Origin of the sequence: Enterococcus crotali (genome assembly GCF_000633635.1) — a bacterium.
Taxonomy (GTDB): Bacteria; Bacillota; Bacilli; order Lactobacillales; family Enterococcaceae; genus Enterococcus_L; species Enterococcus_L crotali.
In genome coordinates this window covers 70,153-95,247 of sequence record NZ_AYPQ01000005.1, presented here as the reverse complement: position 1 = coordinate 95,247, position 25,095 = coordinate 70,153, and the positions used below count along the sequence as shown (strand labels likewise).

The window sequence follows — 25,095 nt, the reverse complement described above, 5'->3', positions numbered from 1 at the left end:
TGTTTTAGACAACATGTAACGGGATAACACTTTCTTTTACTTCACTTTTTTTCAGTATTTTGATTTTCACACCTTGTGTTTGTAAAAAGTCTAAGGCTTTTTCTCGTTGATTTTCTTCTCCCGAAAGAATCACGATCAAATTACCGATTGGCACTTGCTGCAGGATTTCTACATTTCCATATAAAATATTTGTCACCACATGATATTTGCTGTAAAGCTGAGCAATCAGTGGTTCACTTGTTTGCTCCCCTACATAAGAGAATTCTACCAACACTTCATTTCCACTCAAATTCGTCAAACTTGGATGTTGAATAATTGTTTCCAACGCTTGATCGATATGTGTTGCTGTTCGGATAAAGTCCTTCGTCAAGGCTTCTTTTGGTTGACTGAAAATCGATACAATATCATTTTTTTCAATCACTTGTCCATCTTCCATCACAGCGACTTTGTTACAAATTTCTTTCACAACTTGCATCTCATGAGTGATCAAAACAATCGTCAGACCTAACTCTTTATTTAACTTCTTCAATAAGTCTAAAATCTGAATTGTTGTTTTAGGGTCCAGCGCGCTAGTAGCTTCATCACATAATAATATCTCTGGATCATTGGCTAGTGCTCTGGCGATGGCTACCCGCTGTTTCTGCCCACCAGATAATTGACTAGGATAAGCATCTTTCTTTTCTGAAAGTCCTACTAGTTCGAGTAACCGTTCGATTTTTTCCTTCCGTTGCTCTTTTGATAGTCCAGAATACTTTAGTGAAAAATCAACATTGGCGAAAATCGTACGTTCTTTCATCAAATTGAAATGTTGGAAAATCATTCCGATTTTCTTACGCTGAGCTCTTAATTCTTTTGGAGAAAAACCAAGAATATTTTTATTGTTGATAATCACTTCGCCAGCTGTTGGCCGTTGGAGTAAGTTGATTACCCGAACTAAAGTGCTCTTTCCGGCGCCGGAATACCCAACGATGCCAAAGACATCTTCTTTTTCAATCTTCAGTGAAACATTTTTTACTGCATCAATTTGTTGTTTTTTCTGATAAAAGGTGACATCTATATTTTTTAATTCAATCATTTTTGCTCCTCCTGTAACTCTTTTGGTATAAACCAGTAATTTCCCTGGTTATGTTCTTTCAAATATTTTTTAAACTCGTCTGAATGATAAGCGTTCACCACAGCTTTTGCCCAACCGCTTTCTTGATTTTTTTTATCAACCGTTGCGACTAACTCATAGTTTTTTAACACATCTTCCGAAAGTAAACTATCTTTTGGATCAAGTTTGGCACTATAAACGATACTTCCCGGAATTACTGCATAATCCAAGTCAGCTAAACTTCTAGGAATTTGGGCTGATGACATTTGGACTAATTCTAAATTTTTAGGATTATCCTCGATATCTTCCTTTGTTGCTTTGACTGGATCAATTCCTGCTTTCAACTTGATCCAACCAGCTTTTTGCAAAAGGTTGAAGGCTCGTGCAGTATTTGAAGCGTCATCTGGAATACCTATTTTATCGCCTTTTTCTACTTCATCTAACGTACTTCTTTTTCCTGGAAATAATCCTGCTGGAACCGTTGGAATCGCTGTGATTCCAACTAACTGAGTGCCTTTATTCTCGTTGAAATTATTTAGATAAGCGGTATGTTGGTCGACATTTAAATCAATTGTACCTTCTGTCAATGCAACATCTGCTTGGATCAATTCTGTAAATTGTGTTTCTTTTATTTGATAGCCTTCTTTTTCCAAAATAGGTTTAACAGCATCTAAAAATAATTCACTGTATGGTCCCGGTGATGTCCCGACTCGGATTATTGTTGCTTCTTTTTTTGTATCTAATGCAGTTTTTTCATTTTTACCGCAAGCAGTAATTACAGCAACCCCTATTAAAATCAACGCTATACTCAAAAACCTTTTCTTCATGTATCATCCCTCCATTTTGTTATTTATAAAAAGAAAAAAGCGTCCTCAAATGTATAAATCTATACATTTGAGGACGCTTTTGCGTGCTACCACCTCTATTTGATACCTACTCACGTAGGTATCCTCGTCAAGTACGTTGATCAAAGATCGATTATACTCTAGCACTATAACGGGTGCATCCGTCGCTGTCTTATGAATCATTCACTCGAAGCGCTGCTCAATGGCCATTTTCCAGATTTCGTTTATCGCTTGTTTTCAGCTACCCAAGCTCTCTGTTAGATCTCGTTTCATCTGTACTTTCCATCTCATTGCTTTGTTTATTTAGTTGAAAGCTCAATTCTTCTTTCGTTAATTTCGTGATGAATATAAAAATAGCCCTCTACCAGCTTATGCTAGTAAAGGGCGAATAATCGCGGTACCACCTTTGTTTTAAAGTAATTCATGATTACTTTTCTTAGACCAAGTCTTATAACTTGTCGCTTTGATAACGGGTGCTTCCCGAAGCTGCTTACCTATCAACAGCTTGTCCTCATGAGGCCATCTTCAACTCTTATGCGCTTATCTCTTTTCACCGACCGAGACTCTCTAATAAAGCACGTCCAAATTTACTCTTCTCTTCAACGGACTGTTATTCTTTTTGTTGTTACGTTGTATATTACTAGAAAATAAATTCCCTGTCAAACTTTTTTTAAATTTTTCTACTCAGTAATAGTTTCTACAGAGCTAACTAAGTACTGCTCCAAGACATCTTTAGATAATTCTTTGCCATATCCACAAATTGGACATAACAAGTAATGACTAGATGATGTGGTAAAAAGTGGAATCCAAAATAACGTAAATTTCCGCCCTATTTGTCTTCCTTGCATGATCACTTCGTTGTTACAATGACTACAGTCACATTGGATCACTGTGTCACCTAGGTCTCTCTCAAATCCTGAACTACCCCAAACAATAAACATTTCTATCCTCTCCCCTTTATTTCAGTTTAACAATATACGCTAATTGATGTCAACAAAATAATTGGATATCAAATCAAATTGTTCGTTTATTATATAACACTTTCAATTTCTTTTGATCTTGTATAGCAAACAAAAATTGATTGACAAAGCTGACTTTCTACGGTAATCTGTTATTTGTATTGTTCATATTGCCGCCTTAGCTCAGCTGGTAGAGCACCACCATGGTAAGGTGGGGGTCGACGGTTCGAATCCGTCAGGTGGCTTATCAAAAAAGCTATATCCTTAGATTGTAAAAGGATATAGCTTTTTGTTCTATTTTAGTAAAAAACAGATATAATAAGAGAAATCATACTTTTTAAGAGGTGAAATATATTGTCTAATAAAAATTTAACTTTTGAATTCTATCAAAAAAATGACCAACAGCTTTATTCTATGCTCACTAAAGATATTCGTGTTATGCGTTATATCACTGAAAAGGCAGAGTCCGAAGTTGAAGCCACTAAAAATTTTGAAAAAATTTTAGCTTACAATATGACTCACACTGACCAAACTGGTTATTACAAAATTTTTGACGAAGAAACTTATATTGGTTTTGGTAAATTGTCTTGGGACGATAAAAATAAAATTGAACTTGGATATATGCTATTGCCGGAACACTGGGGCCAAGGTCATGCTTCACAATTGATTTCAGCTTTATTAGATCGAGTAACGCAGTCCGAAACATTATCTCAAGCGACAGTTTATGCTATTATCGATCCAAAAAATGGCGCATCAAAACATTTATTAGAAAAAAATAACTTTGTTTCTGTTTGGCAAGGGATCGAGGATGGCTTGCCTTCTGAACACTTAGTCTGGCAATCAGAAAATAAAGGAGGATGGGACAAAACTAAAAATCAGTTTTGGTGTGCACTCTAAAACCGAATAAACGGCGAGAAAAAAGCAGCTCCTTCGGAAATAAGCTGGAATTCACAAAAATTTGAAGAGCAATTTTCGTAAATTCCCTCTTAGTTCTCGGAGCTAAACACTTTTGTCTCGGCCTCCTTTTCTATACTTAACTATTTATTCAATCATACCTCTTTCGTTTAGATGACGATGGAATACCCAAAGCCTCACGATACTTTGTAACAGTACGACGGGAAATTTCGATTTCCTGTTCTTTTAGTAAATCAACCAATTTCTGATCAGAGAGCGGTTTTGCTTTATTTTCCTTATCAACTAAAGCTTGCAGTTGTTTTTTGATGCTACTTGTTGAAGTCTCTTCCCCAGTGTTGTCATTGGCCAAGCCGTGAGAGAAAAATGAGCGTAGTTCAAAAACACCAAATTCTGTTTCTAAATATTTGCCATTGACTGTACGACTGACGGTTGATTCATGAATACTCAATGCTTCCGCAATTTCTTTCAAAGTCATTGGCTTTAGTGGTCTATCTTCATTAAAAAAGAACTCTTGCTGGCGTTGAACGATTTCTGTCCCTACTCTTAAAATCGTATCACCACGCTGAATAATTGTTTTTTCAAGCCACTCAAATTCACTTTTCTTTTCTTTGATGTAAGCTTGAACTTCTTTGTCATCAGTTGCTTCCATCCGTTTGAAATACGCCTGTTGAAACTGAATGGTTGGCGTCCCTGTTTTATTTGAAAGAACGGTTAACTGCTTTTCTTTGATACGCAAAGTTAAATCTGGACGGATATACAAGCCCGAAGTTGATTCAAAAATACTACCGGGTGCGGGCGTTAAGGTTTGGATATAGTCAAAGATCGTTTGAATCTCCGATAATTCAACATCGAATGTTTTTGCAATCAACCCCCATTTACGATTAGCCAAATGATCAAATTCTTCTTCGATTACAATATAGGCCAATTCTGGCGCTGTATCATCTCGTTCAATCTGTAATAATAAGCATTCCCGCAAATCTCTTGCACCAACTCCAGCTGGATCTAATTGCTGAATCAATGTCAGCGCATCCAGCATCTCGATGGATTTTGCACCTGTTTTTTCAGTTGCTTCGTCTAAATCAATCGTCAAATAACCATTTAAATCGATATATTCAACTAGAAATAAGACTAATGTCCGTAAATAGGTATCGCGATAGTTTAAATGAATTTGATCAATCAAGTACTCAAAAAGTGAAGTGTGATTGTCGGGAATCTGATTTAGGTAATTGTTTTCTTCACTTGTATACGTTCGACTTCCTGAACTTGAAAAATCGCTATAATTTGTTTCGACCTGAACGTCAATCAAAGGATTTTCCAACGATTTTGCTTCTATGTATGCGAAAAGTTCTTCTGAATTGTATTGTAAGATTTGAATCGACTGCTGTAACTGTTGGGTCATTGCAAGTTTTTGGACTTGTTTTTGTTGTTGTGATAAATGTTGTTCAAATTTCATTATTTTGGTCCTCCCCCTTGTAATTTATCAAAATATCAGCTAAACTAGTAAACGTGCTTGCGCCCTTAGTGTAGTGGATATCACGTAAGATTCCGGTTCTTGAGACGGGGGTTCGATTCCCTCAGGGCGCGTTTTTTTTACACCAGCTCACTACTACAAGTGAATTATAGCATAATTCAAAAGTGATGTAGTTATAATTCATTATATTAATCAGACGATTTTAAGATTGAGGTTTGAACAATAGTGTTTAACTCCGATAAAGAAACCTTCAGGAGTTGATTTGTTCCCTACGTCTACCCAGATTTCAAGAGGCTTTGATGTGACTTACTGAGTTATATCAAAGCCTCTTTTCCCTCCATATTCTCATTTATCTATCGAATTTATATAAAAACTGATAAAATTCCATTATTTTTTTATGCTATTATATGTTTTGGAAAATATTTTAGTTAGGTAGTTGATAGTATTGAGTCAGCATCACATGAGACTATTAGTTATTTCACTCCTTTTAGCTCTCTCAGAATTCCTTTTTAGTCGTTACTTTAATCAGTTTACGACGATTGATTATCCGTTCTTATTTTTGATCATCACTTTTATTCAAGGAGGTATTCTACTCTATTTTCTTCTCTCATTTCTTCTGCTGTTATTCCTGAATCTCACGTCTAAAAAATAAAAAGCAATGGCTCTTTATATAAAAAGAATGGGGTAAGCTTTGAGTTATACCACTCTATTTTACATATAATCTGGATAATTGGCTGCAAGCGCAGAAACAACTTCATCGCTACACACCTATCAATCATATTGTTTTAAATTTTTATGAATTCAAGAAGAATCCAGTGATTCGCTAATACGCAATGAGGTTGGATCTGATCCCACCGTTTATTCGGATTTAGAGCTCGGGACAAAACTGATTTTAGTTTTGTCCCGAGCTCTACTTTGCTTCTAAAATGTAAGGCTTTTGAATTAGATAGTTTCAGAAATAAATAGATTGATTCCATTTAACTTGACTGCTTTTCAGTTCTATAAAACCATCATCTCCAGTTCAAAACGAATCTTACTTTGAAGTTGCTGGATTTTTTCAATCTCTAAACTGTCTTCATCCACTTGATATTTTTGTGCAATCGAATGATTATACGAAATGATATAACTCACAGCCCACAACTTGGGATTTTCAATAATTTTATCTGCTAAAGGATACAGCAACGCAAAATGCAACCGGATTTCTTCCATGATATCTACCAACAATATAGGATTATCATTGATCAATTCTTTTTCTAAAAAAAAGAGGATTCTTTGATAAGCAGCACAATCCAACGGCCCACCTACACTTGCTGGAACAACCGTATATTTTTTATTGTTCCTCCACAAAAACTCAACTTCTTCTTTGACGTGGAGACTAACAAATTCTTCAAGGATCCATGACCGAACCAAATTATGTACCTGCTCATCCAGCAAAATATTTTTCCCAATCACAATAAATTCATCTTGCGGCAACTGGCCAGCTTTTTTTACTATTGCTAATTGTTCATAGTAATTATGCCGATTTAAATGATTTAATTCCTCTTTTAGTTCCTTTATTTTCCCAACTTCGAATTGCTGATACATCAGTTCAATATGACGGATTTTTTTCTTCAAAGAAATCAATTTTCTCATTTCTCCACTTTGCTCCATCAAAATTCGTTCATTAATAATGCTATGTGCTTGGATAAATAGATGATTTTGGATCAAGACTTGTATATAAAGTTCCAAATAATCTAAGTAAGCAAAATATTTTTCTTTCATTTCTGAAGCTAAAGATAGTGCTTGCTCATTTTCTCCTGTTTCTAAATACGTATTTACTAGCACCACATTCAGAGGAAAATTTTGTCGAATCGCATAAGCCTGTTCATAATAGCCTACAGCTTCAATCAGATTATTCTGTTTCTGCGCTTCTTGCCCCAACTCAATAAATCGTTCATAGTTCTTTGGAAATGGAATTTTATTTGTCAAAAGAAACACCACCTTCCTAATGATTACTTCTCTTGATAAACATTTATTTATATAAATGATATCAAAAAAGAAATAGTGTGTACACTTTAAAAAGGAAACATCGCTACTTAAAATACATTATAGTAATTTTAATATAAATTTCTAATAATGACCGCTGCTTCAGTTTGCCCTTCAGCCTTCATTCGTTCTGCCTTTTCTAGCAATGTATAGCCTACATAGAATTCTTTTGTCAACTCATCTTGTACTTTGAATTCTACAACTTCTTCAACATGCAAAGCATTTGGTTCAACTTCTTGAACACTATCCCATCCAGTATCAATAAATACTTTTGTATGATCATTGATCGCGTCATTTACTTCCAGCTCTTCCACAAGTTTCTTCAGTTGTGAAAAAGTCATTACTTCTACTCGATTATCCATTGTACTGCCTCACTTTCTACTACTCAATCTTTTGATTTATTTTCCAACTATTTAGATAAACACTGAATCAACCCATTACTTTTCCCCACTCTCATCATAACCTAAAATCGATTTTTATAACACTTAAAATTAAAAAGAAAGGAAATAAACTTTTTTGTTTATTTCCTTTCTTCTCTTTTGACTAAGCTTTTGTCAATTCACCATCTTCAATACGGTAAACATTGTCACTCCACTCAATCATTCTAGGATCATGAGTAACCATAATGGTTGCTTTTTGTTTTTCATGTGCTTCTTTTGCTAAGATTTTTACCACTTCATAGGCATGCTCTGTATCTAAACTTGCGGTTGGTTCATCAGCTAAAATCAAACTTGGTTCATTGAATAACGCACGCGCAATCGCTACTCGTTGTCGTTCACCACCGGATAAATCCCTTGGAAATTTATGCAGCAAGTCAGCTATATCTAAAGAAGATAATAAATCATCGATACGTTGACTTTCTGTTTTTTTCTTTTCGATTTTATCTACCAGAGTAAATTGCTTTTCTACTGTTAAAAATGGAATTAAATTAGAGGCTTGTAAAATAAACCCAATTTCTTCAAAGCGTAGCCTTGAACGTTTCTTCTCATTTAAGTGTGTAAAATCTTTGCCATTGATCATAATTTTTCCAGAAGTTGGTGTTTGGAGACCGCCTGCGATTGTTAAAAAGGTACTTTTTCCTGATCCAGAAGGACCAATAATACTAACAAATTCCCCAGCTTTAACTTTCAAATCGATTCCTTTTAACGCTTCGACTTCTCCATGACCTTTACCAAAAGTCTTACGAATATCATCCATCAATAAAATATCAGTCATTTTCTTACCCTCCTATTGCTTTCATTGGGTCAACATGTGTTACTGTACGAATCGAGAAGACACCGCCTAAGACAGCAACAACAATCAGTACTAGACTGTAAATCAATAAATTCACGTTATCTAATTCAAACGGCATAGCAGATGGCAACACAAGGTTCGTCAATAAAGTCAAGACTACGCCGATCAAAACGCCGATTACGCCTAAAATAAAGGTTTGAGCTATGATTGATTTGATGATATAACCGTTCGATATCCCTTGAGCTTTCATTACCCCAAACAGACTTGTTTTTTGTAAGGTCATCACGTAAATAAAAATCCCTATAATCGCTGCTGTGATCACAAATAAGAAATAGATCATGGCATTTAGCGTAAGATTTTGCTCACTGTAACCAGGTAATTTTTGAATAAACGCTTCGATTCCATATTTTGCTAAGTGATCATCTTGATCCGTTAATTTTATGCGGTCTGTTTTAGTAGATCGAACGACAATTCCATTGATTGGGGCTTGTTCTCCTTCAATAATCTTACCAAACTTAAGTTCTTGCCATTGAGCAATCGATGTATAAATCAGCGGTACGATACTAAAGCTGTTTTGCTTTGTGATCCCGACCACTTTCAGCTCTTTATCAAGCTTGCCGATCTTCACCGAATCTCCTAATTTAATGCCTTTATCCACTAAATTTTGCGGAATGATGATTTCTCCCGATGCTTTAAAGTATCGTCCCTCAGTTAACTCTGGTCTAATTGAACTATTCTCAGTTACACCAAAAAGAGAAATATTGATTTTATCGCTCTCTTTATTTTGACCGACTTTGTTTAATGCACCAGCATATTGTCCAAGCGGCTCTTTCTGTTTTGCTTCAACTTGATTTAAATCAGCCATCACCAAACTTGACGCATTCAAACTTTTATTAGCATCGTCAGACAGCACAATGCTTGTTGCATCCCACTTGTCAACACCTTGTCTTACACCTTGAGCCAGACCATTTGCTAGACCCGACAGCATAAATGCCACATAGGCAACCAAGACAATCACACCAATCACTAACGTGTATCTAAGCTTAAAAAACTTCATCTCTTCTAATCCTAAAAACATTGATTCCACCTCTTTTTTATCAGTTGATAAAAATGCTTAAAAAAATAAATGCACGTTTTTTTATCGCTTGATAAAAATAGTACCACAAAAAAAAGAATTAAACAACGTTTTTTTATCAGGTGATAAAAACACTTAATTCTTTAAGCTAAAACACCATGTAAGACCATATTCATCAGCTCTGAGATTTGCTCAGAACGCTCTTTTTCTGTAGAAAGCTGGTGAATGGTCGAAAATAATAAAGACAAACTCATAAGATAAAACTGAGCTGCTCTTTGTGAAGAAACGCCACTGCCTAAAGGATTTTGACTTGATTCAAATAATGCTTGCAATGGCTTTAAGTAATAATCATTCAATATATAAAACAACTGTTGTTTATTTTCTGGTTCCATTTCAGCTGCACTTTGATGGATAAACGAAAAAATATCTCTATGGTAAACGTTCAACAACGCATGCGTACATTTGATCAATTGATTTTCAAGTGAATCTGGCTCTTGTTGGATTTGCTCGATCGCATCTTTCAGCTGGCTACCGATTTGCTTATTAATTTCGATAAACAAAACTTCTTTATTAGAAAAATGATAGTATAATGCCGGCTGTGTAATATTTGCAGCTTTTGCAATATCACGAGTAGACGTATTCCGGTATCCATTTGTTAAAAAAAGTTCTTTGGCTGTTTCTAAAATGGATTGATGCGTAACTTCAAACACTTTTTCCTTTTTCATGGCTTCTCCCTCCTCAGACATTCATCGTATGAACTATTTTAAATCATAATCAAGAAAAAAGATAGTGAATAAAAAAGGGAATTGATGCTTGATTTTGATTTTTGGCATTTTGTTATGTCTTATTAAAAGCATCTATTGAATTTCAAAAACAAACGTTATTGAAATCTAAGTGTACTTGTATTACAGTTATGTGCTCATTTGAAATAAATGATCTTTTTTTGTAAACCTTGAAATGAACATTTAACCTACCTTTTACAGACTTTGAGAAACAGTTGTGTTTAAATGATAACTGGTCTTAAAACAACTAGTACCAATTACTTTGTCTTAAATATATCCAATAAACCACGGAAGAGAATTCCTACACTTAAGGAGAGTTTTTTTGAAAAAAAATATTATTATCACAAATTTATTTCTGAGCTGTTTAGCATTTTCAACCAGCTTATTATTAAGTGGTCAAGTTTTTGCCACACCTGTAGAAAGCGCTAAAAATCAAGAAACTATCATTACAAAATCTTCACAGCAACTATCACAGCTGAAGGAAACAAAACAAGAATTTTCTGATCAAAAAGACATGAACGACACTCGATCTTCTGCTATCGAAAAACAGATGAAAATAATCAAGACCGATCTTGAGCAACTTGAAAAAATTAGAACTGCGGGATCTATTTCTGACTCAGTAAGTCTAAAAAATGAGCAAATAATATCCCAGATCACAGATATTCCAGCTATCTCTGTCAAAGTGGATCCAATAGCTGAGAAAAAAGAACAGTTAACAGAATTGATGCAAAAACAAGAACAATTAGAAGAAGAAAATCAGTCCCTAGTGAAACAACAGTCTGATGTTGCAAAACAAGAAACAGATTTAGCTGAAAAAATTGCTCTAGCAAAAAAACAAAAAGTAGAACAAGTCAAAAAAACAGATACTCGATCAGCTGTTGTAGCAGCTGCCAAAACACAATTAGGCAAACCCTATGTTTATGGTGCTGCTGGTCCGGATGCTTTCGATTGCTCTGGTTTAGTTCAAACGGCCTTCGCTGCTGCTGGACATCCTGTAGGCCGAACAACTGTAGATCAGGAAAGCGCTGGAGCAACTATCTCAGTTTCAGAAGCCCAGGCTGGGGATTTAGTTTTTTGGGGCAGTCATGGTGGTACACACCATGTAGGAATCTCACTTGGAGACGGTTCTTATATTCATGCTCCTGTTCCAGGGGATGTTGTCCAAGTTGCAACGGTTGCTTCTTATACTCCTGATTTCGCTGTACGAGTCTTATAAAAGTCCTCTTGAATGAAAAGAAGCTACGTCCAACCGACCATAATTCGGTAGTCTTAGCTTCTCTATTTTTATAAAAAATTTATCGATTTCCAGACAAAAAATATAATATATTTAACAAAAATTATTTTTCATCTAAAAAAATTCTCATATATTTAACTAACGATCGAAATTGTTGAGAATTATGAGAAAGTATGGTATTTTATGGTTGTGTGTAATTTGATTTGTGTTCCCTCCATCTTCCCGATGGGGGAATATTTTTTTTGTCTTACCAACAAGAGTCAGTCATTCTGTCCTTATGTCTTCGATTTGTGTTATCCATATGATTTCGATAGCTATTTTCTCCTACACTACGACGATGACCATTTGATTCTTGCCATTTTTTTTGAACCTCTGCTTCTTCTGGCATTGATTCAACCGCCCCTTCATTCTGCTTTGATTCGCTTCGTTTTTCATTCATGCCTGCTCTATGGTGCTTATATCCTCGACCCATTTCAACAGGTTCATCAGGTCATTCTCCTGATTTTCAATCGCTTCACTTACTGTGAAAAAACCAATATTTCCTATGAATAATACGACAAATAACCCGCTGATCAATTTCTTTTTCATTTTGTGATTCCTCCTAACTTTTCTTTAGTTTAATAAACAATTGTGACAAATATGTGTCGAAAATAAATTTCCTAAACAGACATTTTTTGACTATAATAAAAGGGAGGTAGGAGGATAATTTTATGAAAAATATTTTGATCGTCGATGATCATTTACAAATTACAGAGGTTTTAAAAGAGTACGTTATCAAAGAAGGATTTCATCCGATCATAGCTTCCGATGGGCAAGCAGCATTAGAGGCTTTTTTTAGTCACTCAATCGAGCTTATTTTACTTGATGTTATGCTGCCAAAACTTGATGGATTCGATGTTTGTAAAACAATACGTGAATCATCAAACGTGCCGATCATCATGATCACCGCTAAAGGAGAAGACTTCCATCGGATCATGGGCTTAGATATAGGCGCAGATGATTACATTGTTAAACCATTCTCTCCAAGTGAAGTCATGGCCCGTATACGAGCAATTTTAAGACGTATTGAACGAACTGAAGAAAACCAACATACCATGGAACAGCTGACATACGATAATTTGATCGTTTATTTAGATGAAAAAAAAGTAACGATCGCCCAACAAGATATTTGGTTAACAAAACGAGAGTTGGAAATTCTGTGGCTCCTTTTATCCAACCAGGAAAAAGTTTTTTCTAGAGATAATTTGTTGGATAGTTTATGGGGAATTGACTATTATGGCGATGCTAGAACTGTTGATACTCATATCAAGCGACTACGGGCAAAATTAGATGAAGTCGATCACCCAAACTGGGAAATTGCGACTGTTTGGGGACAAGGCTACAAATTCGAGGGTAAAAATGAAAAATAAATTGACTAGAAAACTTATTCTGTACTTTTCACTTACTTTACTACTTTTCTCACTTGTGATCGGTGTCGCTTTTGGATTCTTATTTTCCAAGCAAACGGTCACTATCCACACAGAGGAAATGAGTCGACGTGCAACGGTTATCGCAGATACGCTCACTGAGTATTTTATTGAGTCAAACGATGCTGAAACTGAAAATAGTAGTTCTTCTAGGCATGGTATGATGGGTTCCAGCTCTTCAATGAAGATGGGGATGGGCTATTCTTCTTTTCTCAGCTTTATGGATCAACTAGCAATGGACGATATTTGGATCGTTGATGAAAATGCTGATACGATCACCGTCGGCATGGCATGCATACAAAAGAATACAATGAGCTACCGACAGATGCTATAAAAGTTATAAAAAAAGTCTATGCAGGTAAAACAACGACTAGTAACGCTTTTAGTAATTTTATTGGAGAACCGACTGTTACAGTAGGAACACCCATTAAAGACAACAATGGTGAAGTTTTAGCTGTTGTCTTGCTTCACTCTGCTATATCCAGTGTTCATAAAGAAGAAAAGCAAGGCTATTTGCTTCTTTTCATTAGTATTTTGATTGCCTGGATCATCGGTCTTTTCCTATCTATTCTATTATCCAAAAAATTCATCGCTCCTATCAATAAAATGTGTACCTTCACAGAAGAGCTTGTTGTAGAGAATTATGATGAAACATTGACTATTGCGACAAATGATGAAATGGGACAACTTGGAGAAAAGCTGATCGTTTTAAAAAATCGACTGGCTGAAGCTAAATTCCAACGGGAAAATCGTGAACAGGCCCAGAAAAATTTCTTATCCACGATTTCTCATGAATTACGAACACCTGTAACGGTCATTCGTGGTTCTCTTGAATCTTTAAATGATGGTTTGATCGAACAGCCAGAAAAAATCGAACAATATCATCAACAGCTCTTAGCAGAATCGATTGTTTTAGAACGCTTAATCAATGATCTACTCGAGTTATCTAGCTAGAAAATCCCGAGTTTATCATTACGATGGAACCTGTGTCGATCATTGATATTTTATCTGATAGTTTAAGAAGTCTCCGCCTAAAATCAGCAGAAAAAGAACAACATTTACTAATTGAAAATTCAGTGGAGCAGCCTGTTATCATTAATGGAGATTATGGTAGGATTCGTCAGCTCTTTGTTATTTTGCTTGAAAATGCGATTAAATTTTCCCCACCTAAGGCAACAATCACTATTCAGACTAAAATAAAAACAGCTACTATGAGTATCAGTATCCATAATTTTGGTTCTTATATCTCTCCAAATGAGCAAAGCCAAATCTTTCAACGCTTCCATCAGGCTCATAAAAAAGAACAAGTGGATGGTACGGGACTTGGTTTAGCAATTGCTAAAGAAATCGCTGATCGTCATCATTTTTCATTGACCGTCAGCAGTGACAAAGAAACTGGAACAACTTTCTATGTCAAAATACCACTACAATAACAAATAAGAGCTTGAAGTCTTTTAGGACAAAGTGATGTATTAATGAACATCATGAAGGAACTTTCATCCTCTAAAAATCGAAAAACATAAAAAAAGGACCTCACAAAAATTTAAACCAAATTTTGTGAGGTCCTTTTTATTTATAGAAGTTGGACAGATTGATCCAGCTTTTTTTTATTCCACAGTTACACTTTTAGCCAAATTTCGTGGTTTATCCACATCATAACCTCTTTGCAATGTTGCAAAATAGGCAATCAATTGTGTTGGGATAATGCTGACTAAAGGCGTTAGTAAGGGATGCACATCTGGTATGATCAATTGATCCGTTTCTTTCGCCAATGATGCTAAGGCAATCACAAGGTTATGGGCACCTCGACTTTCAACTTCTTTTAAATTACCACGAGTATGTGCGGCCGTTTTTTCATCTGTGATTACACCGAAAACGGGTGTCCCCTCTTCTACTAAAGCGATTGTGCCGTGTTTAAGTTCTCCTGCAGCAAATCCCTCTGCTTGAATATATGAAATTTCTTTTAACTTCAGCGATGCCTCCATCGAAACATAATAATCCACGCCTCGACCAATATAAAATGCATTTCTCGTATCTGATAAATACTCTTCTACTAACTGGCTAATAACCATTTTTTCATCAATGATCGTTTCCATGACAGCCGCAATCACACTTAACTCATGAGCAATATCGAATTCTTTTGAAGCAGCAAGCCCTTTATGATCGCCTACGGCTTTAGCAAGAACTGCTAAAACAGCGATTTGTGCTGTATAGGCTTTTGTAGAAGCTACAGCAATCTCTGGACCCGCATGAAGCAATAATGTGTAATCTGCTTCTCTGGATAAAGTAGAGCCGGCCATGTTGGTCAGTGTCAATGAAGGAAAATGAAGATCATTCGTCTGTACTAGAACTTGACGGCTGTCTGCAGTCTCACCACTTTGACTCAAGAAAATGAAAAATGGTTTTTCTGATAATAAAGGCATATTGTAGCCAAATTCGCTAGAAAGGTGAACTTCAACTGGAATATTAGTCATCTTCTCTAGAATCGCCTTGCCAACCCAACCAGCGTTATAGCTAGTTCCACAAGCGACAATATATATACGATCGCTAGTTGTCATTTTTCCGATGATTTCAGGATCAATCACAGTTTTGCCGATTGAATTTGTGTATTCCTGAATAATTCGACGCATAACCGCAGGCTGATCATCAATTTCTTTTAACATATAATAAGGGTATGTCCCTTTTTCAATATCACTTAAATCTAATTGTGCCTCATAAGACTCACGGTACACCATATTCCCTTTTTCATCTTCGATTTCGATTTTTTCAGCCTTAACGATGACCATTTCGCCATCCGCTATTTCGACAAAATGATTTGTCTCGCTCAACATTGCCATCGCATCACTACAAATCACATTAAAATCATCACCAAGTCCGATCAGCAAAGGGCTTTTATTTTTTGCCACATAAATCGTATCCGGGTCATTTTTATCGATCAACGCAAATGCATACGATCCTTTAATCACAGTTAACGCTTTTTTGAAGGCCTCTTTCGTTGTCATTGCCATCTTTGAAAAATGCTCGATCAAGTAAACGGCAATCTCCGTATCAGTTTCGCCATCAAATCGCTGATTTTGAAGAAACTCCTGTTTTATCTCTTCAAAATTTTCGATTACACCATTGTGAACTAAAATAAATTGGTGATTATTTGATGTATGAGGATGTGCGTTTCTTTCACTTGGTTTACCATGTGTTGCCCAACGTGTGTGCCCGATCCCCACAGTTCCTTGAACTTCTGGAGTGATCTTAGTTTGAAGATTACTGATTCGTCCAATAGATTTCACTAGATAATCTTGCTTGTCTTTTCCTGTTACAAAGATTCCTGCTGAATCATATCCTCTATATTCTAATTTTTCCAACCCTTGTACCAAAATATCCGTTGCATTTTCTTTTCCAACTATTCCTACAATTCCACACATACGATTGATTTCCTACTTTCTTAAATTGTTTTAGCTCATTGATTAAAAAAATTGAACTGGCTATACCCCAAATAGATAGTCCAGTTTTCCTGTTAAAATTCCTGTATATTATCTAGCGTACGCCTATTCAATTTTCTTAATTTTCGTCATCCGTTTCTATTCCGCATAGCTGGCTTTTTGTTATAATTTCGCAATTATTTTTTCTTTCCAGCTTATAGAGTGCAGTCCCTAGAGCTATCCGCCGAATCTTTCGATAAGCTCTTTCCTCGTCACCTGAATACTCAGGCCTGGCGCTTTTCCATTATTGGTATATACGCAATCCTTTCTTTGTTTTCAAATAGAAACTGCATTAATAATACAACAAACAAAATATAACTGTCAACACCTTTATGAAAATTAAAATTGGTCTAGTCTTAAATCGGTGCAAAAAAAATAGGATACAACTCTATGAGTTATATCCCAAATCCCTTAAAAAGTATTAATTAAATGGGTTATAAAATCGCCCACCATTGACTTTAAACAGCGCAAAACTCACAGTTGTTAGCAAAATAGCTAAAGCCATAACAAAAAAATCAGAACGATGAAACGGCTGTTGTGCATACCAAGTCCTTTTCTTCTTTTCACCAAAACGTCGCAACTCCATAGCGGTGCTGATTGTTTCGATGCGGTCCAAGCTAGAGAGAATCAAGGGAAAAACAATTTGAGCAGTTCCTTTCAACCGTTGCATCAGCTTACCCTTTTTAGACATTTCAAAGCCGCGTGCTTGTTGAGCAAGAGAAATATTTACAAAATCCTCTTGAATATCTGGAATATAGCGAATCGCCAATGCTACAGCATAACTGATTTTATAACTGACGCCAATTCGATTTAAGCTAGAAGAAAACTCACTTGGATTCGTTGTTAAAAGAAAGATCAAAACGAGCGGAATTGTACAAAAATATTTTAAAACTAAATTTAATTCATAAAATAATTGCTCTTGCGTAAGTGTAAAACGACCGATACCTTCCCAGATTACTGTTCTTGAATGGTACAATTCAACACCATATTCTGGTGCAAATAGATAGACCGCAAGAATATTCAACAATGAAAACACAAAAATAAATTTTACAACAAAAGAAATCTGATGCCACTTAATATGCGATAATTTAAATAAAATCAAAGAAAATACCGTCATACCGATCAAAAAACGGGTATCATAGGTCGTCATACATGCAACTGACAGGAGAATCAAAAAGATTAATTTAGCCGTCCCATTCAATCTATGGATAACTGTATCATCAGGGATATAACCTAACATTTGATGTTCATTCATTTTAAGCGTACCTCCTGATCATAGGTCATAAAATTTTCTGTAAATAAAAAGGGATCCTCTATTCCTAAATGCTGCGCAAAAGTAAATAAGCTGGTTTCTTTTAGTGATGCCTTTTTCACTAATTCAGAGTCAGTCAAGACGTTGACAGGTGTTGTATCAGCAATGATCTCTCCATCAAATAAAACAAATGCACGGTCTGTGTATTCCAGCATCAGATGCATATCGTGAGTGATCATTACGATCGTCATTCCCATTTTGTTCAGATCCTCTAAAAATGTCATCATTTCAGTGTAATGCTTGAAATCCTGCCCAGCAGTGGGCTCATCCAAAATAATCATTTCAGGTTCCAACACCAAAATTGCTGCAATCGTCACTCGTTTTTTTTGCCCAAAGCTAAGTGCTGAAATCGGCCAATGACGAAACGAATACAAGCCGCAGATTTTCAAAACCTTCTCGACCCGCTCCTTGATTTCTTCTTCTGGAATCCCCTTCAACGTCAAGCCTAGCGCAACTTCTTCAAAAATCATTTTCTTAGAAATCATTTGATTCGGATTTTGCATAACAAAACCGATTTTATCAGCACGTTCTTTGATAGAAAACTGGCTAAAATCTTCTCCTGACCATAACATTTGACCAGACTGTGGTGTAATAAATCCACATATAGCTTTACTTAATGTCGATTTCCCCGCACCGTTTTCCCCTACAATACTAAGCATTTCTCCACTTTTAAACAAAACAGAAATATCTTTTAACACATAGCGGTCATTTCGTTTATATTGATAGGTAATCTCTTTTAACTCCAGTAATGGTGGGAATACTGTTGACTCTGGCACCTGTGTTCTTTTTTTCATCCAGCTTTCCATTTGTTCTTTCAGATTAGGCGCTTGAACTTTTTCGATATCCGATAAATGTGCAGCTGTTCCTAAATCCACGCCAGCATATTTCATCGCCGTTATATACAAAGGTTCACGAATACCTTGCTCTGTCAATATATTCGTTTTTAATAATTCATCGGCAGGTAAATCAGAAATAATTCGTCCATCATTAAAAACAATCACACGATCGACCGAACGATACAAAACATCTTCTAAGCGATGCTCAATAATCAAAATAGTCGTTTTTGTCTTTTGGTGTATTTCATCGATCATTGCAATCGCTTCTTTTCCGGCATTAGGATCAAGATTAGCTAACGGCTCATCAAATACTAAAATGGGTGCCTCATCGATCAAAACGCCTGCCATAGATACTCGCTGCTTTTGACCGCCAGATAAATCCTGCGGACGATGATGTAAAAAATCATTCACACCAACAACTTTAGTCCAATGATCAACTTCTTCCTTCATTTTACGTTGAGGCACTTCATCATTTTCTAAAGCAAATGCAACATCTTCTCCGACTGTTAAACCAATAAATTGACCATCTGTATCTTGTAAAACAGTCCCGACATCAAAAGATAACTCAAACAAACTTGTATCGATCAAATCTTTATCGCCAATTTTTACACGTCCAGTAATTTCTCCTTCATAAGTATAAGGAATCAAACCATTGATACATTGGGCAAATGTTGACTTGCCACTGCCGCTTGGACCAACAATCAAAATCTTTTCCCCTTCATAGATCGTTAAATCAATATTATGTAGCGTAGGTTCAGCCTGACTATGGTACTGAAACGTAACATTGTCAAAAGTTATCAGTGGTTTTTTCATTGATGCGCTCCTTTTCCCTATGTAAAAAAGAGCAAGAAAAAGCTGGTGGCTAGAACAGAAGATATCCTACTGTTTTCCCCTTTTATCCAGTCTCTACGAAAAGTGATACAGCTCCTAGAGTTATATCACTCTCTTTTTCTCGCCCTTAATTTTTTATTTTATGAGACTATATTTTATACTCTCATTTTACTACAGAATCAATCTTTTGTTAAACTACCTTTTTTGGTGCGTGTTGCCGCATACGCCGCCATCAAGAGCGTCCCGATGATTCCCACTGCAATAATGTTTAGAACAACGGCAATTACACCTTGCGTATAAACTTTACTAGCTGGTTCACTATAGATCAATACATCTAAAGTAGGTGCAATCAAGCCCCACACTACAGCATTACCGATTACTTGATAAATATTAAAATGAATAATGTCTTTTTTACTAAATTCGCCATGCTGAAGATCGATTTTTCTACCTGCTATTCCATAAATTACTCCGATAATCCCAGAGCAAACGATCCAACTCCACCAGGCACCGCCATAAGTTGTAAAATCTTTAAGCGTATGACCGATCAAGCCAATCAAGCCGCCAGCAATCGGTCCAAAAATAACTGAAATCAAGGCTAAAAATGGATAGGCTGTTTCTAGATTGGTATTAGGAAATCCTGTCGGAATAACGACAAAGCGCCCTAAAATAACAAATACTGCTGAACCGATACCAATAGCTACGATTGTTTTAACTGAAAAATCTTTTTTCATTCTTTCCACTCCTATTCAAAAATGATCTTTGGTGCCTTTCTTAACTGGATCGTCCAATCCGTTCCTGTTCCAATGTGATACAATTTAGAAAACGAATCTTGATTGACAGCCACACCAATATTGACTAATGAATTAACATACACTAACGGTTCCCCAATATTAACATCTGCAAATGATTTAGCAAATTTCATAATATTTTGGTACACTTTTTTTCCTTGATGATAGATCGTTACCTGTAGTTGATCATCATGAACAATTTTTTCTTCTTTCATGAAAGCCAAGGGAATATTTGTCCACAAGGAGCCAAAACGAATATCTAAAACATCGATACTCCCTTCTAAGATATGCCCATACCGCTTTGCTTCAATTAAAGGCAACGTTTGAATTGAATCCATTGCAACGATACTCCCCAATTCTTCAAAAGTAATTTCGCCACTAGCTAAACGAGCGCCATTATAGGCATAGATATCTCTACCATGGAATGTATGACTTTCTTCCGAATGTGGTAAACGACTGGTCACCTCATCGATTGAGCGGATTTCTTCAATTCCTTGATAATGCAAAATATGCGTCAAAGAACCGTTGTCCGGTGTTATAATGTAATGGCCTGAACTTGTCTTAGCAACAATACTTCTTCTAGCGCTACCTACTCCTGGATCGACAACCGATACAAAAACAGCTTCTTTCGGCCAATATTTTACAGTTTGATACAAACGATAAGACGCAGCCCAAATATCATAGGGAGGAATTTCGTGGGTCAAATCGCCAATGCTGATCTTGTCACTTACCATATGTGCCACGCCATACATGGCGCTTACTGCTCCATCGCCAAGCCCAAAATCAGTTTGTAAAACTAAATAGTTTCCCATCCTGTTACTCCTCTCTAAACAGTTCAATAAATTTGTTATTTTATGAAAAAATAGGACAAATATCCATCGTTTTCCCTATCAATTCTCAAACATATTACCTTTTTCTCACCATTCTGTCAATGAAATTATCGAACATTACATTATATAATATAGTAATCATTCGTTTTTTATAAAAAAAAAAAATAACCTGCGCCATCATTATGTACACAGGTTACAAAAAATCTTTATTATTAGTTTATGCCTATTTCAGCTTTTACAACATCAGCAATTTTATCTACATAGTAATCAACTTTTTCTTGTGTTGGAGCTTCAGCCATTACACGCAATAATGGTTCTGTTCCAGAAGGACGAACTAAAATCCGACCGTCGCCATTCATTTCTGTCTCCATCAATTCAACTACTTCTTTGATTGCAGGAACATCCATTGCGCCATGTTTGTCTGTCACCCGAATGTTTACTAATTTTTGCGGATAAACAGTCAATTCAGAGGCTAATTCTGATAATTTTTTCCCAGTTTGTTTCATTACATTCAATAGTTGAATACCTGAAAGCATGCCATCACCAGTGGTATTATAATCTAAGAAAATCATATGGCCAGATTGTTCTCCACCAAAATTATAATCGTTTTTACGCATCTCTTCTACAACATAACGGTCACCCACTTGAGTAATCACATCTTTCATTCCCGCAGCTTCTACAGCTTTGCGGAAACCTAAATTACTCATAACTGTAGTTACGATCGTATCTTTTTTCAAACGGTTTTTTTCAGCAAGATATTTCGCACAGATAAACATGATCTTATCGCCGTCAACAATATTACCTAACTCATCGACTGCAATAATACGATCACCGTCTCCATCAAAAGCCAGACCGACATCGGCCCCTTTTTCAACGACCATCTCTGCTAACTTCTCTGGATGGGTAGAACCTACACCATCATTGATATTCAACCCATTTGGACTAGTCCCCATTGTATAAAAATCTGTCTCTAAATCTGCAAACAAACGATTAACAGACGTTGCTGTAGCACCATTTGCCGCATCGATACAGACCGTTAAACCGGATAAATCTCCTGGAATCGTTTGAACCAAGAACTGTGAATATTTCAATAGCCCTTCTGGAAACTCATCTAATGAACCTAAGCCTTCAGCTGAAGGACGAGGTAATGTATCTTCTTTTGCATCTAATAACGCTTCGATCTCAAGTTCTTGATCATCAACTAATTTAAAACCATCTGAGCCAAAGAATTTGATGCCGTTATCCTCTGCTGGATTATGAGAAGCTGAAATCATTACACCAGCTGATGCTTTTTGCAGTCTTGTTAGATAAGCTACTCCTGGCGTTGAAATAACACCTAGCTGAAAAACTTCGATCCCAACAGACAGTAATCCTGAAATCAACGCCTGTTCCAATAATTGGCCAGAAATACGTGTATCACGTCCTACTAATACTCGAGGACGACGTGTAGAATCTTCATGTTGACTTAAAACATATCCGCCAAAGCGACCCAATTTAAATGCTAATTCTGGTGTTAACTCCTTATTGGCAATGCCTCTAACACCATCTGTTCCAAAATATTTACCCATTATAACTCTCCTTCTACTTACCAAAACTGCAACAGTTATTCCTTGCATGTTACTCACAAGAAATAACTGTTCGTCTTAGTCAATCAACTTAATTTGCAGGGACTGAACTGCTTTCTTCTATCTGATCTTCAACCGTACTCTCACTACTAGCTGAGCTTGATGAACTTGATGTACTTGAGGAACTTGCCGTTTTTTCACTAGAAGGCTCAGGATTTGGCAACACTTGACTCGATTCAGACGTTGTTGCGCCTTGCCCACTCGTTTGAGAAAAACTAGTATTGGTTCCTGCAAAAATTGGATTAATCGTCACTTCTATCTCCTCAGGTGAAACAATATAATCCGTGTTTGTCGGAATTTTTACAGTACGTTTTGTTGATGACTTTATATTGCTTACATCAATCGGTAATTCTATTGAATCAATTGCATCCAAAACTGATTTCGTTCCTCTAATCTCAACTTTTTGAGTTGAAAGATCAAATGTATAATGATCGATTTCCGCTGGCGGTGATCCTGTTGGGCTGATGGTCAGTCCAACTTCTTTTGAAGGCAATACTAAATCAACCACCACTTTTACTTGCGGCGCTGGATTTTCGATACTTAAAACTTGCCCTTTATCATCTAGCGCTTGAACATTGACAACTTGTTTAATCGTATCCGCAGATTGTTTGACATTGGACAGTGGTGCAATCACACGTGTAATTGCTTTAGCAGTCTCTTCACCCGTTGTAATTTTTACGGTTTTAGGACTCACATCAATTTTTTTGACCTTATATCCTTCTGCCTCAATAGATTCCGGTAATTGCGCCTCAACGTCAAATGTTTTTGTGACTCTATTTTCGATGGTCACAGTTATCGTTTTAGGTTCGATTTCAGCGGTTACAGCCGTACTCAATCCTTTAACTCTTAACTGAATTTCTGACGTACCAAGCGGCGTTTTAGTCAAATCTGCAACCACTTGAAAATTTCTAGTATCTTCATTTGCTTCTAAATTTAGCTGAATTCGATTGGCACTACTTAAATGAACATTAACTGTTTCTTCATAACCGGAAACAAAATACTTTGCTTGATCATACTCTACTTGAACCGGAATATTATAAAGCATTTCGTCATAAACTTGGTTTGTACCAGACAGATTGGACATGTTTCCAGAAGAGTTTGCATTGAAAAATAGCAATACAGCAAAAAGCAAGGCTAGTAATCCTGAAACCCAATTACTTTGAGAGGGCTTTTTCATTTCTTTTTCGCCCCTTTCGAAACACCTTCTATAAAGTGCTGTAAAAGGTTCCTTTTATCCTTACGATCTTCTTTGGGTACCAATTCTGCTCGAAGAATTTTCAGGTATTCTTCCTGCGTTAGCCTAGGAATCAGATCATTGCTTACTGTCAGACTGACATCCCCAGTTTCTTCCGATACAATGATCGTTACAGCGTCACTGACTTCACTAATTCCGACCGCTGCTCTATGTCGGGTACCGAATTCTTTTGGAATCAAGTTGCTTTCTGACAAAGGAAGATAGGCACTTGCTACAGCGATCTTTCCTTGTTTCACGATTACAGCTCCATCATGCAGTGGCGTATTAGGAATAAAAATATTGATCAACAGTTCTCCTGAAATATCCGCATCTAAAGCAATTCCTGTCTCGATATATTCATCCAACCCAGTATTTCTTTCCACGGTGATCAGAGCACCGATTTTCCGTTTAGACATATATTGAATCGCTTTATCAAAGGCGAGAATCATTTTTTCATCTTCTTGCTGTTCCGACTTAGTTGTACGGAAAAAGGAACTTCTACCAAGATGTTCTAACCCTCGCCGGACTTCTGGTTGGAAAATGACGACCGCTGCGATCACACCATACATAATCACCTGATTCATTAACCAAGACAAGGTGTGTAACCCAATGATCTCGCTCAATATTCGGATGACAATGAAAACAGCGACCCCTTTTAGCAATTGGACAGCCTTTGTGCCTCTGATGAGCATAATCAATTTATAAACAAGATACCATACGACCAGAATATCTATAATATTGATAATATAATCACGGGACAAGAAATCGGATGAGATCAATTGCCGCCAATAATTCAAATCAAATAACTGATTAAGTTGAAAAGACATAATAAACCTCACTTCTCTCTGAAGATTTCTTAATAAGTATACCATAATATTTTATTCGATTACAGAACGGCGAGTGAAAGATAGAAAAAATTAGGAAATGAAAATAAAAAGTAGAATAGGTTTGGTCAGAATCTGAGTGAGATAAGAAAAGAAACGTGAGTAGGACATAACTCTTCGAGTCATATCCCACTCACGTGGAATCTGGATAAACAGTGGGAGCATAAGCAATCCCTTCTTA

At 36.3% G+C, this 25,095-nt stretch carries 25 protein-coding genes, 2 tRNA genes and 2 other annotated features; of the genes, 8 read left to right on the top strand and 19 right to left on the bottom strand.

Annotation, left to right across the window (positions count from 1 at the left end):
- Positions 1-4 precede the first annotated feature (4 nt).
- The 3 genes from V192_RS0112300 to V192_RS0112290 all read right to left on the bottom strand — a co-directional run bounded on the left by V192_RS0112300 (position 5) and on the right by V192_RS0112290 (position 2,879).
- Complete coding sequence (locus tag V192_RS0112300) at positions 5-1,075, bottom strand: methionine ABC transporter ATP-binding protein (protein ID WP_025872166.1); 1,071 nt, start codon at positions 1,073-1,075, stop codon at positions 5-7.
- The gene (locus tag V192_RS0112295) at positions 1,072-1,920 is read right to left on the bottom strand and encodes a MetQ/NlpA family ABC transporter substrate-binding protein (RefSeq protein ID WP_025872163.1); all 849 of its coding nucleotides are present in this window, start codon (positions 1,918-1,920) and stop codon (positions 1,072-1,074) included. The genes V192_RS0112300 and V192_RS0112295 overlap by 4 nt, the downstream gene beginning before the upstream one ends.
- Positions 1,921-1,986: 66 nt before the next feature.
- Positions 1,987-2,238, bottom strand: a binding site (T-box leader).
- Positions 2,239-2,315: 77 nt separating this feature from the next.
- Positions 2,316-2,550, bottom strand: a binding site (T-box leader).
- 68 nt (positions 2,551-2,618) lie between these two features.
- The gene (locus V192_RS0112290; RefSeq protein WP_025872161.1) at positions 2,619-2,879 is read right to left on the bottom strand and encodes a hypothetical protein; all 261 of its coding nucleotides are present in this window, start codon (positions 2,877-2,879) and stop codon (positions 2,619-2,621) included.
- 190 nt (positions 2,880-3,069) lie between these two features.
- Here V192_RS0112290 and V192_RS0112285 point away from each other — a divergent pair.
- Positions 3,070-3,142: transfer RNA gene (locus V192_RS0112285), tRNA-Thr, on the top strand.
- Between the two features lie 109 nt (positions 3,143-3,251).
- On the top strand, positions 3,252-3,794 hold the full coding sequence (locus V192_RS0112280) for a GNAT family N-acetyltransferase (protein ID WP_239644674.1): 543 nt from the start codon (positions 3,252-3,254) through the stop codon (positions 3,792-3,794).
- 148 nt (positions 3,795-3,942) lie between these two features.
- On the opposite strand, the gene rpoN is transcribed toward V192_RS0112280, so the two are convergent.
- Entirely contained in the window at positions 3,943-5,265 is a 1,323-nt protein-coding gene (rpoN, locus tag V192_RS0112275) for an RNA polymerase factor sigma-54 (protein WP_025872157.1), read from the bottom strand.
- Positions 5,266-5,324: 59 nt separating this feature from the next.
- Between rpoN and V192_RS0112270 the strand changes: the two genes are divergently transcribed.
- Positions 5,325-5,396: transfer RNA gene (locus V192_RS0112270), tRNA-Arg, on the top strand.
- Between the two features lie 886 nt (positions 5,397-6,282).
- On the opposite strand, the gene V192_RS0112265 is transcribed toward V192_RS0112270, so the two are convergent.
- From V192_RS0112265 to V192_RS0112245, 5 genes are all read right to left on the bottom strand, one after another.
- A complete protein-coding gene (locus tag V192_RS0112265) occupies positions 6,283-7,260 on the bottom strand; it encodes a tetratricopeptide repeat protein (RefSeq protein WP_239644673.1) in 978 nt (325 codons plus the stop codon).
- A 119-nt stretch (positions 7,261-7,379) separates the two neighbouring features.
- Complete coding sequence (locus tag V192_RS0112260) at positions 7,380-7,670, bottom strand: hypothetical protein (RefSeq protein WP_025872152.1); 291 nt, start codon at positions 7,668-7,670, stop codon at positions 7,380-7,382.
- 181 nt (positions 7,671-7,851) lie between these two features.
- A complete protein-coding gene (locus V192_RS0112255; protein ID WP_025872150.1) occupies positions 7,852-8,523 on the bottom strand; it encodes an ABC transporter ATP-binding protein in 672 nt (223 codons plus the stop codon).
- A gap of 4 nt (positions 8,524-8,527) precedes the next feature.
- On the bottom strand, positions 8,528-9,619 hold the full coding sequence (locus tag V192_RS0112250; RefSeq protein ID WP_025872148.1) for an ABC transporter permease: 1,092 nt from the start codon (positions 9,617-9,619) through the stop codon (positions 8,528-8,530).
- 140 nt (positions 9,620-9,759) lie between these two features.
- Entirely contained in the window at positions 9,760-10,341 is a 582-nt protein-coding gene (locus V192_RS0112245; protein WP_051581956.1) for a TetR/AcrR family transcriptional regulator, read from the bottom strand.
- 379 nt (positions 10,342-10,720) lie between these two features.
- Here V192_RS0112245 and V192_RS0112240 point away from each other — a divergent pair, with 379 nt between their 5' ends.
- Positions 10,721-11,614, top strand: coding sequence for a C40 family peptidase (locus tag V192_RS0112240; RefSeq protein WP_025872144.1), 894 nt, complete (start codon positions 10,721-10,723; stop codon positions 11,612-11,614).
- 265 nt (positions 11,615-11,879) lie between these two features.
- On the opposite strand, the gene V192_RS0112235 is transcribed toward V192_RS0112240, so the two are convergent.
- Both V192_RS0112235 and V192_RS21550 read right to left on the bottom strand, forming a co-directional pair.
- Positions 11,880-12,071: a hypothetical protein gene (locus V192_RS0112235; RefSeq protein ID WP_025872142.1), complete on the bottom strand. Its 192-nt coding sequence runs from the start codon at positions 12,069-12,071 to the stop codon at positions 11,880-11,882.
- The gene (locus V192_RS21550) at positions 12,068-12,220 is read right to left on the bottom strand and encodes a hypothetical protein (protein ID WP_158001105.1); all 153 of its coding nucleotides are present in this window, start codon (positions 12,218-12,220) and stop codon (positions 12,068-12,070) included. The genes V192_RS0112235 and V192_RS21550 overlap by 4 nt, the downstream gene beginning before the upstream one ends.
- 122 nt (positions 12,221-12,342) lie before the next feature.
- On the opposite strand from V192_RS21550, the gene V192_RS0112225 reads away from it, so the two are divergent.
- From V192_RS0112225 to V192_RS22275, 4 genes are read left to right on the top strand one after another with little or no spacing between them, the layout of a single operon-like run.
- A complete protein-coding gene (locus V192_RS0112225; RefSeq protein WP_025872140.1) occupies positions 12,343-13,041 on the top strand; it encodes a response regulator transcription factor in 699 nt (232 codons plus the stop codon).
- The gene (locus tag V192_RS22285) at positions 13,031-13,432 is read left to right on the top strand and encodes a hypothetical protein (protein WP_239644672.1); all 402 of its coding nucleotides are present in this window, start codon (positions 13,031-13,033) and stop codon (positions 13,430-13,432) included. Before V192_RS0112225 ends, V192_RS22285 begins: the two co-directional genes overlap by 11 nt.
- Positions 13,390-14,052, top strand: a complete 663-nt coding sequence (locus V192_RS22280) for a histidine kinase dimerization/phospho-acceptor domain-containing protein (RefSeq protein ID WP_239644671.1) — start codon at positions 13,390-13,392, stop codon at positions 14,050-14,052. Before V192_RS22285 ends, V192_RS22280 begins: the two co-directional genes overlap by 43 nt.
- Before the next feature lie 23 nt (positions 14,053-14,075).
- Complete coding sequence (locus tag V192_RS22275; RefSeq protein WP_239644670.1) at positions 14,076-14,531, top strand: sensor histidine kinase; 456 nt, start codon at positions 14,076-14,078, stop codon at positions 14,529-14,531.
- Between the two features lie 174 nt (positions 14,532-14,705).
- Here V192_RS22275 and glmS read toward each other — a convergent pair whose 3' ends face one another.
- From glmS to cdaA, 8 genes are all read right to left on the bottom strand, one after another.
- Positions 14,706-16,517, bottom strand: a complete 1,812-nt coding sequence (gene glmS, locus V192_RS0112215) for a glutamine--fructose-6-phosphate transaminase (isomerizing) (protein WP_025872138.1) — start codon at positions 16,515-16,517, stop codon at positions 14,706-14,708.
- Between the two features lie 478 nt (positions 16,518-16,995).
- The gene (locus tag V192_RS0112210) at positions 16,996-17,829 is read right to left on the bottom strand and encodes an energy-coupling factor transporter transmembrane component T family protein (protein ID WP_025872136.1); all 834 of its coding nucleotides are present in this window, start codon (positions 17,827-17,829) and stop codon (positions 16,996-16,998) included.
- Positions 17,826-19,535, bottom strand: a complete 1,710-nt coding sequence (locus V192_RS0112205; RefSeq protein ID WP_025872134.1) for an ABC transporter ATP-binding protein — start codon at positions 19,533-19,535, stop codon at positions 17,826-17,828. The genes V192_RS0112210 and V192_RS0112205 overlap by 4 nt, the downstream gene beginning before the upstream one ends.
- A 197-nt stretch (positions 19,536-19,732) precedes the next feature.
- Entirely contained in the window at positions 19,733-20,284 is a 552-nt protein-coding gene (locus tag V192_RS0112200) for an ECF-type riboflavin transporter substrate-binding protein (protein WP_025872132.1), read from the bottom strand.
- Between the two features lie 11 nt (positions 20,285-20,295).
- Entirely contained in the window at positions 20,296-21,153 is an 858-nt protein-coding gene (locus tag V192_RS0112195; RefSeq protein WP_025872130.1) for an SAM hydrolase/SAM-dependent halogenase family protein, read from the bottom strand.
- A gap of 230 nt (positions 21,154-21,383) precedes the next feature.
- A complete protein-coding gene (gene glmM / locus V192_RS0112190) occupies positions 21,384-22,739 on the bottom strand; it encodes a phosphoglucosamine mutase (RefSeq protein ID WP_025872128.1) in 1,356 nt (451 codons plus the stop codon).
- Positions 22,740-22,827: 88 nt separating this feature from the next.
- Positions 22,828-23,973 carry a CdaR family protein gene (locus tag V192_RS0112185; RefSeq protein ID WP_025872126.1) on the bottom strand — a complete coding sequence of 382 codons (1,146 nt, stop codon included), beginning with the start codon at positions 23,971-23,973 and terminating at the stop codon, positions 22,828-22,830.
- Positions 23,970-24,857: a diadenylate cyclase CdaA gene (gene cdaA, locus V192_RS0112180; RefSeq protein ID WP_025872123.1), complete on the bottom strand. Its 888-nt coding sequence runs from the start codon at positions 24,855-24,857 to the stop codon at positions 23,970-23,972. The genes V192_RS0112185 and cdaA overlap by 4 nt, the downstream gene beginning before the upstream one ends.
- Positions 24,858-25,095: the final 238 nt, after the last annotated feature.

What these genes read in the sequence shown, in the direction of transcription:
- glmS (WP_025872138.1), bottom strand. Translation starts at nt 16,517, where the DNA reads ATGTGTGGAATTGTAGGAATAGTTGGAAAAGAAAATGCAACGGATATT.
- V192_RS0112255 (WP_025872150.1), bottom strand. Translation starts at nt 8,523, where the DNA reads ATGACTGATATTTTATTGATGGATGATATTCGTAAGACTTTTGGTAAA.
- V192_RS21550 (WP_158001105.1), bottom strand. Translation starts at nt 12,220, where the DNA reads ATGAAAAAGAAATTGATCAGCGGGTTATTTGTCGTATTATTCATAGGA.
- V192_RS0112205 (WP_025872134.1), bottom strand. Translation starts at nt 19,535, where the DNA reads ATGAAAAAACCACTGATAACTTTTGACAATGTTACGTTTCAGTACCAT.
- V192_RS0112250 (WP_025872148.1), bottom strand. Translation starts at nt 9,619, where the DNA reads ATGTTTTTAGGATTAGAAGAGATGAAGTTTTTTAAGCTTAGATACACG.
- V192_RS0112235 (WP_025872142.1), bottom strand. Translation starts at nt 12,071, where the DNA reads ATGAATGAAAAACGAAGCGAATCAAAGCAGAATGAAGGGGCGGTTGAA.
- V192_RS0112225 (WP_025872140.1), top strand. Translation starts at nt 12,343, where the DNA reads ATGAAAAATATTTTGATCGTCGATGATCATTTACAAATTACAGAGGTT.
- V192_RS22275 (WP_239644670.1), top strand. Translation starts at nt 14,076, where the DNA reads ATGGAACCTGTGTCGATCATTGATATTTTATCTGATAGTTTAAGAAGT.
- V192_RS0112245 (WP_051581956.1), bottom strand. Translation starts at nt 10,341, where the DNA reads ATGAAAAAGGAAAAAGTGTTTGAAGTTACGCATCAATCCATTTTAGAA.
- V192_RS0112200 (WP_025872132.1), bottom strand. Translation starts at nt 20,284, where the DNA reads ATGAAAAAAGATTTTTCAGTTAAAACAATCGTAGCTATTGGTATCGGT.
- V192_RS0112185 (WP_025872126.1), bottom strand. Translation starts at nt 23,973, where the DNA reads ATGAAAAAGCCCTCTCAAAGTAATTGGGTTTCAGGATTACTAGCCTTG.
- V192_RS0112260 (WP_025872152.1), bottom strand. Translation starts at nt 7,670, where the DNA reads ATGGATAATCGAGTAGAAGTAATGACTTTTTCACAACTGAAGAAACTT.
- V192_RS0112195 (WP_025872130.1), bottom strand. Translation starts at nt 21,153, where the DNA reads ATGGGAAACTATTTAGTTTTACAAACTGATTTTGGGCTTGGCGATGGA.
- V192_RS22280 (WP_239644671.1), top strand. Translation starts at nt 13,390, where the DNA reads ATGCATACAAAAGAATACAATGAGCTACCGACAGATGCTATAAAAGTT.
- V192_RS0112290 (WP_025872161.1), bottom strand. Translation starts at nt 2,879, where the DNA reads ATGTTTATTGTTTGGGGTAGTTCAGGATTTGAGAGAGACCTAGGTGAC.
- cdaA (WP_025872123.1), bottom strand. Translation starts at nt 24,857, where the DNA reads ATGTCTTTTCAACTTAATCAGTTATTTGATTTGAATTATTGGCGGCAA.
- V192_RS0112295 (WP_025872163.1), bottom strand. Translation starts at nt 1,920, where the DNA reads ATGAAGAAAAGGTTTTTGAGTATAGCGTTGATTTTAATAGGGGTTGCT.
- V192_RS0112210 (WP_025872136.1), bottom strand. Translation starts at nt 17,829, where the DNA reads ATGAATGAACATCAAATGTTAGGTTATATCCCTGATGATACAGTTATC.
- rpoN (WP_025872157.1), bottom strand. Translation starts at nt 5,265, where the DNA reads ATGAAATTTGAACAACATTTATCACAACAACAAAAACAAGTCCAAAAA.
- V192_RS0112300 (WP_025872166.1), bottom strand. Translation starts at nt 1,075, where the DNA reads ATGATTGAATTAAAAAATATAGATGTCACCTTTTATCAGAAAAAACAA.
- glmM (WP_025872128.1), bottom strand. Translation starts at nt 22,739, where the DNA reads ATGGGTAAATATTTTGGAACAGATGGTGTTAGAGGCATTGCCAATAAG.
- V192_RS22285 (WP_239644672.1), top strand. Translation starts at nt 13,031, where the DNA reads ATGAAAAATAAATTGACTAGAAAACTTATTCTGTACTTTTCACTTACT.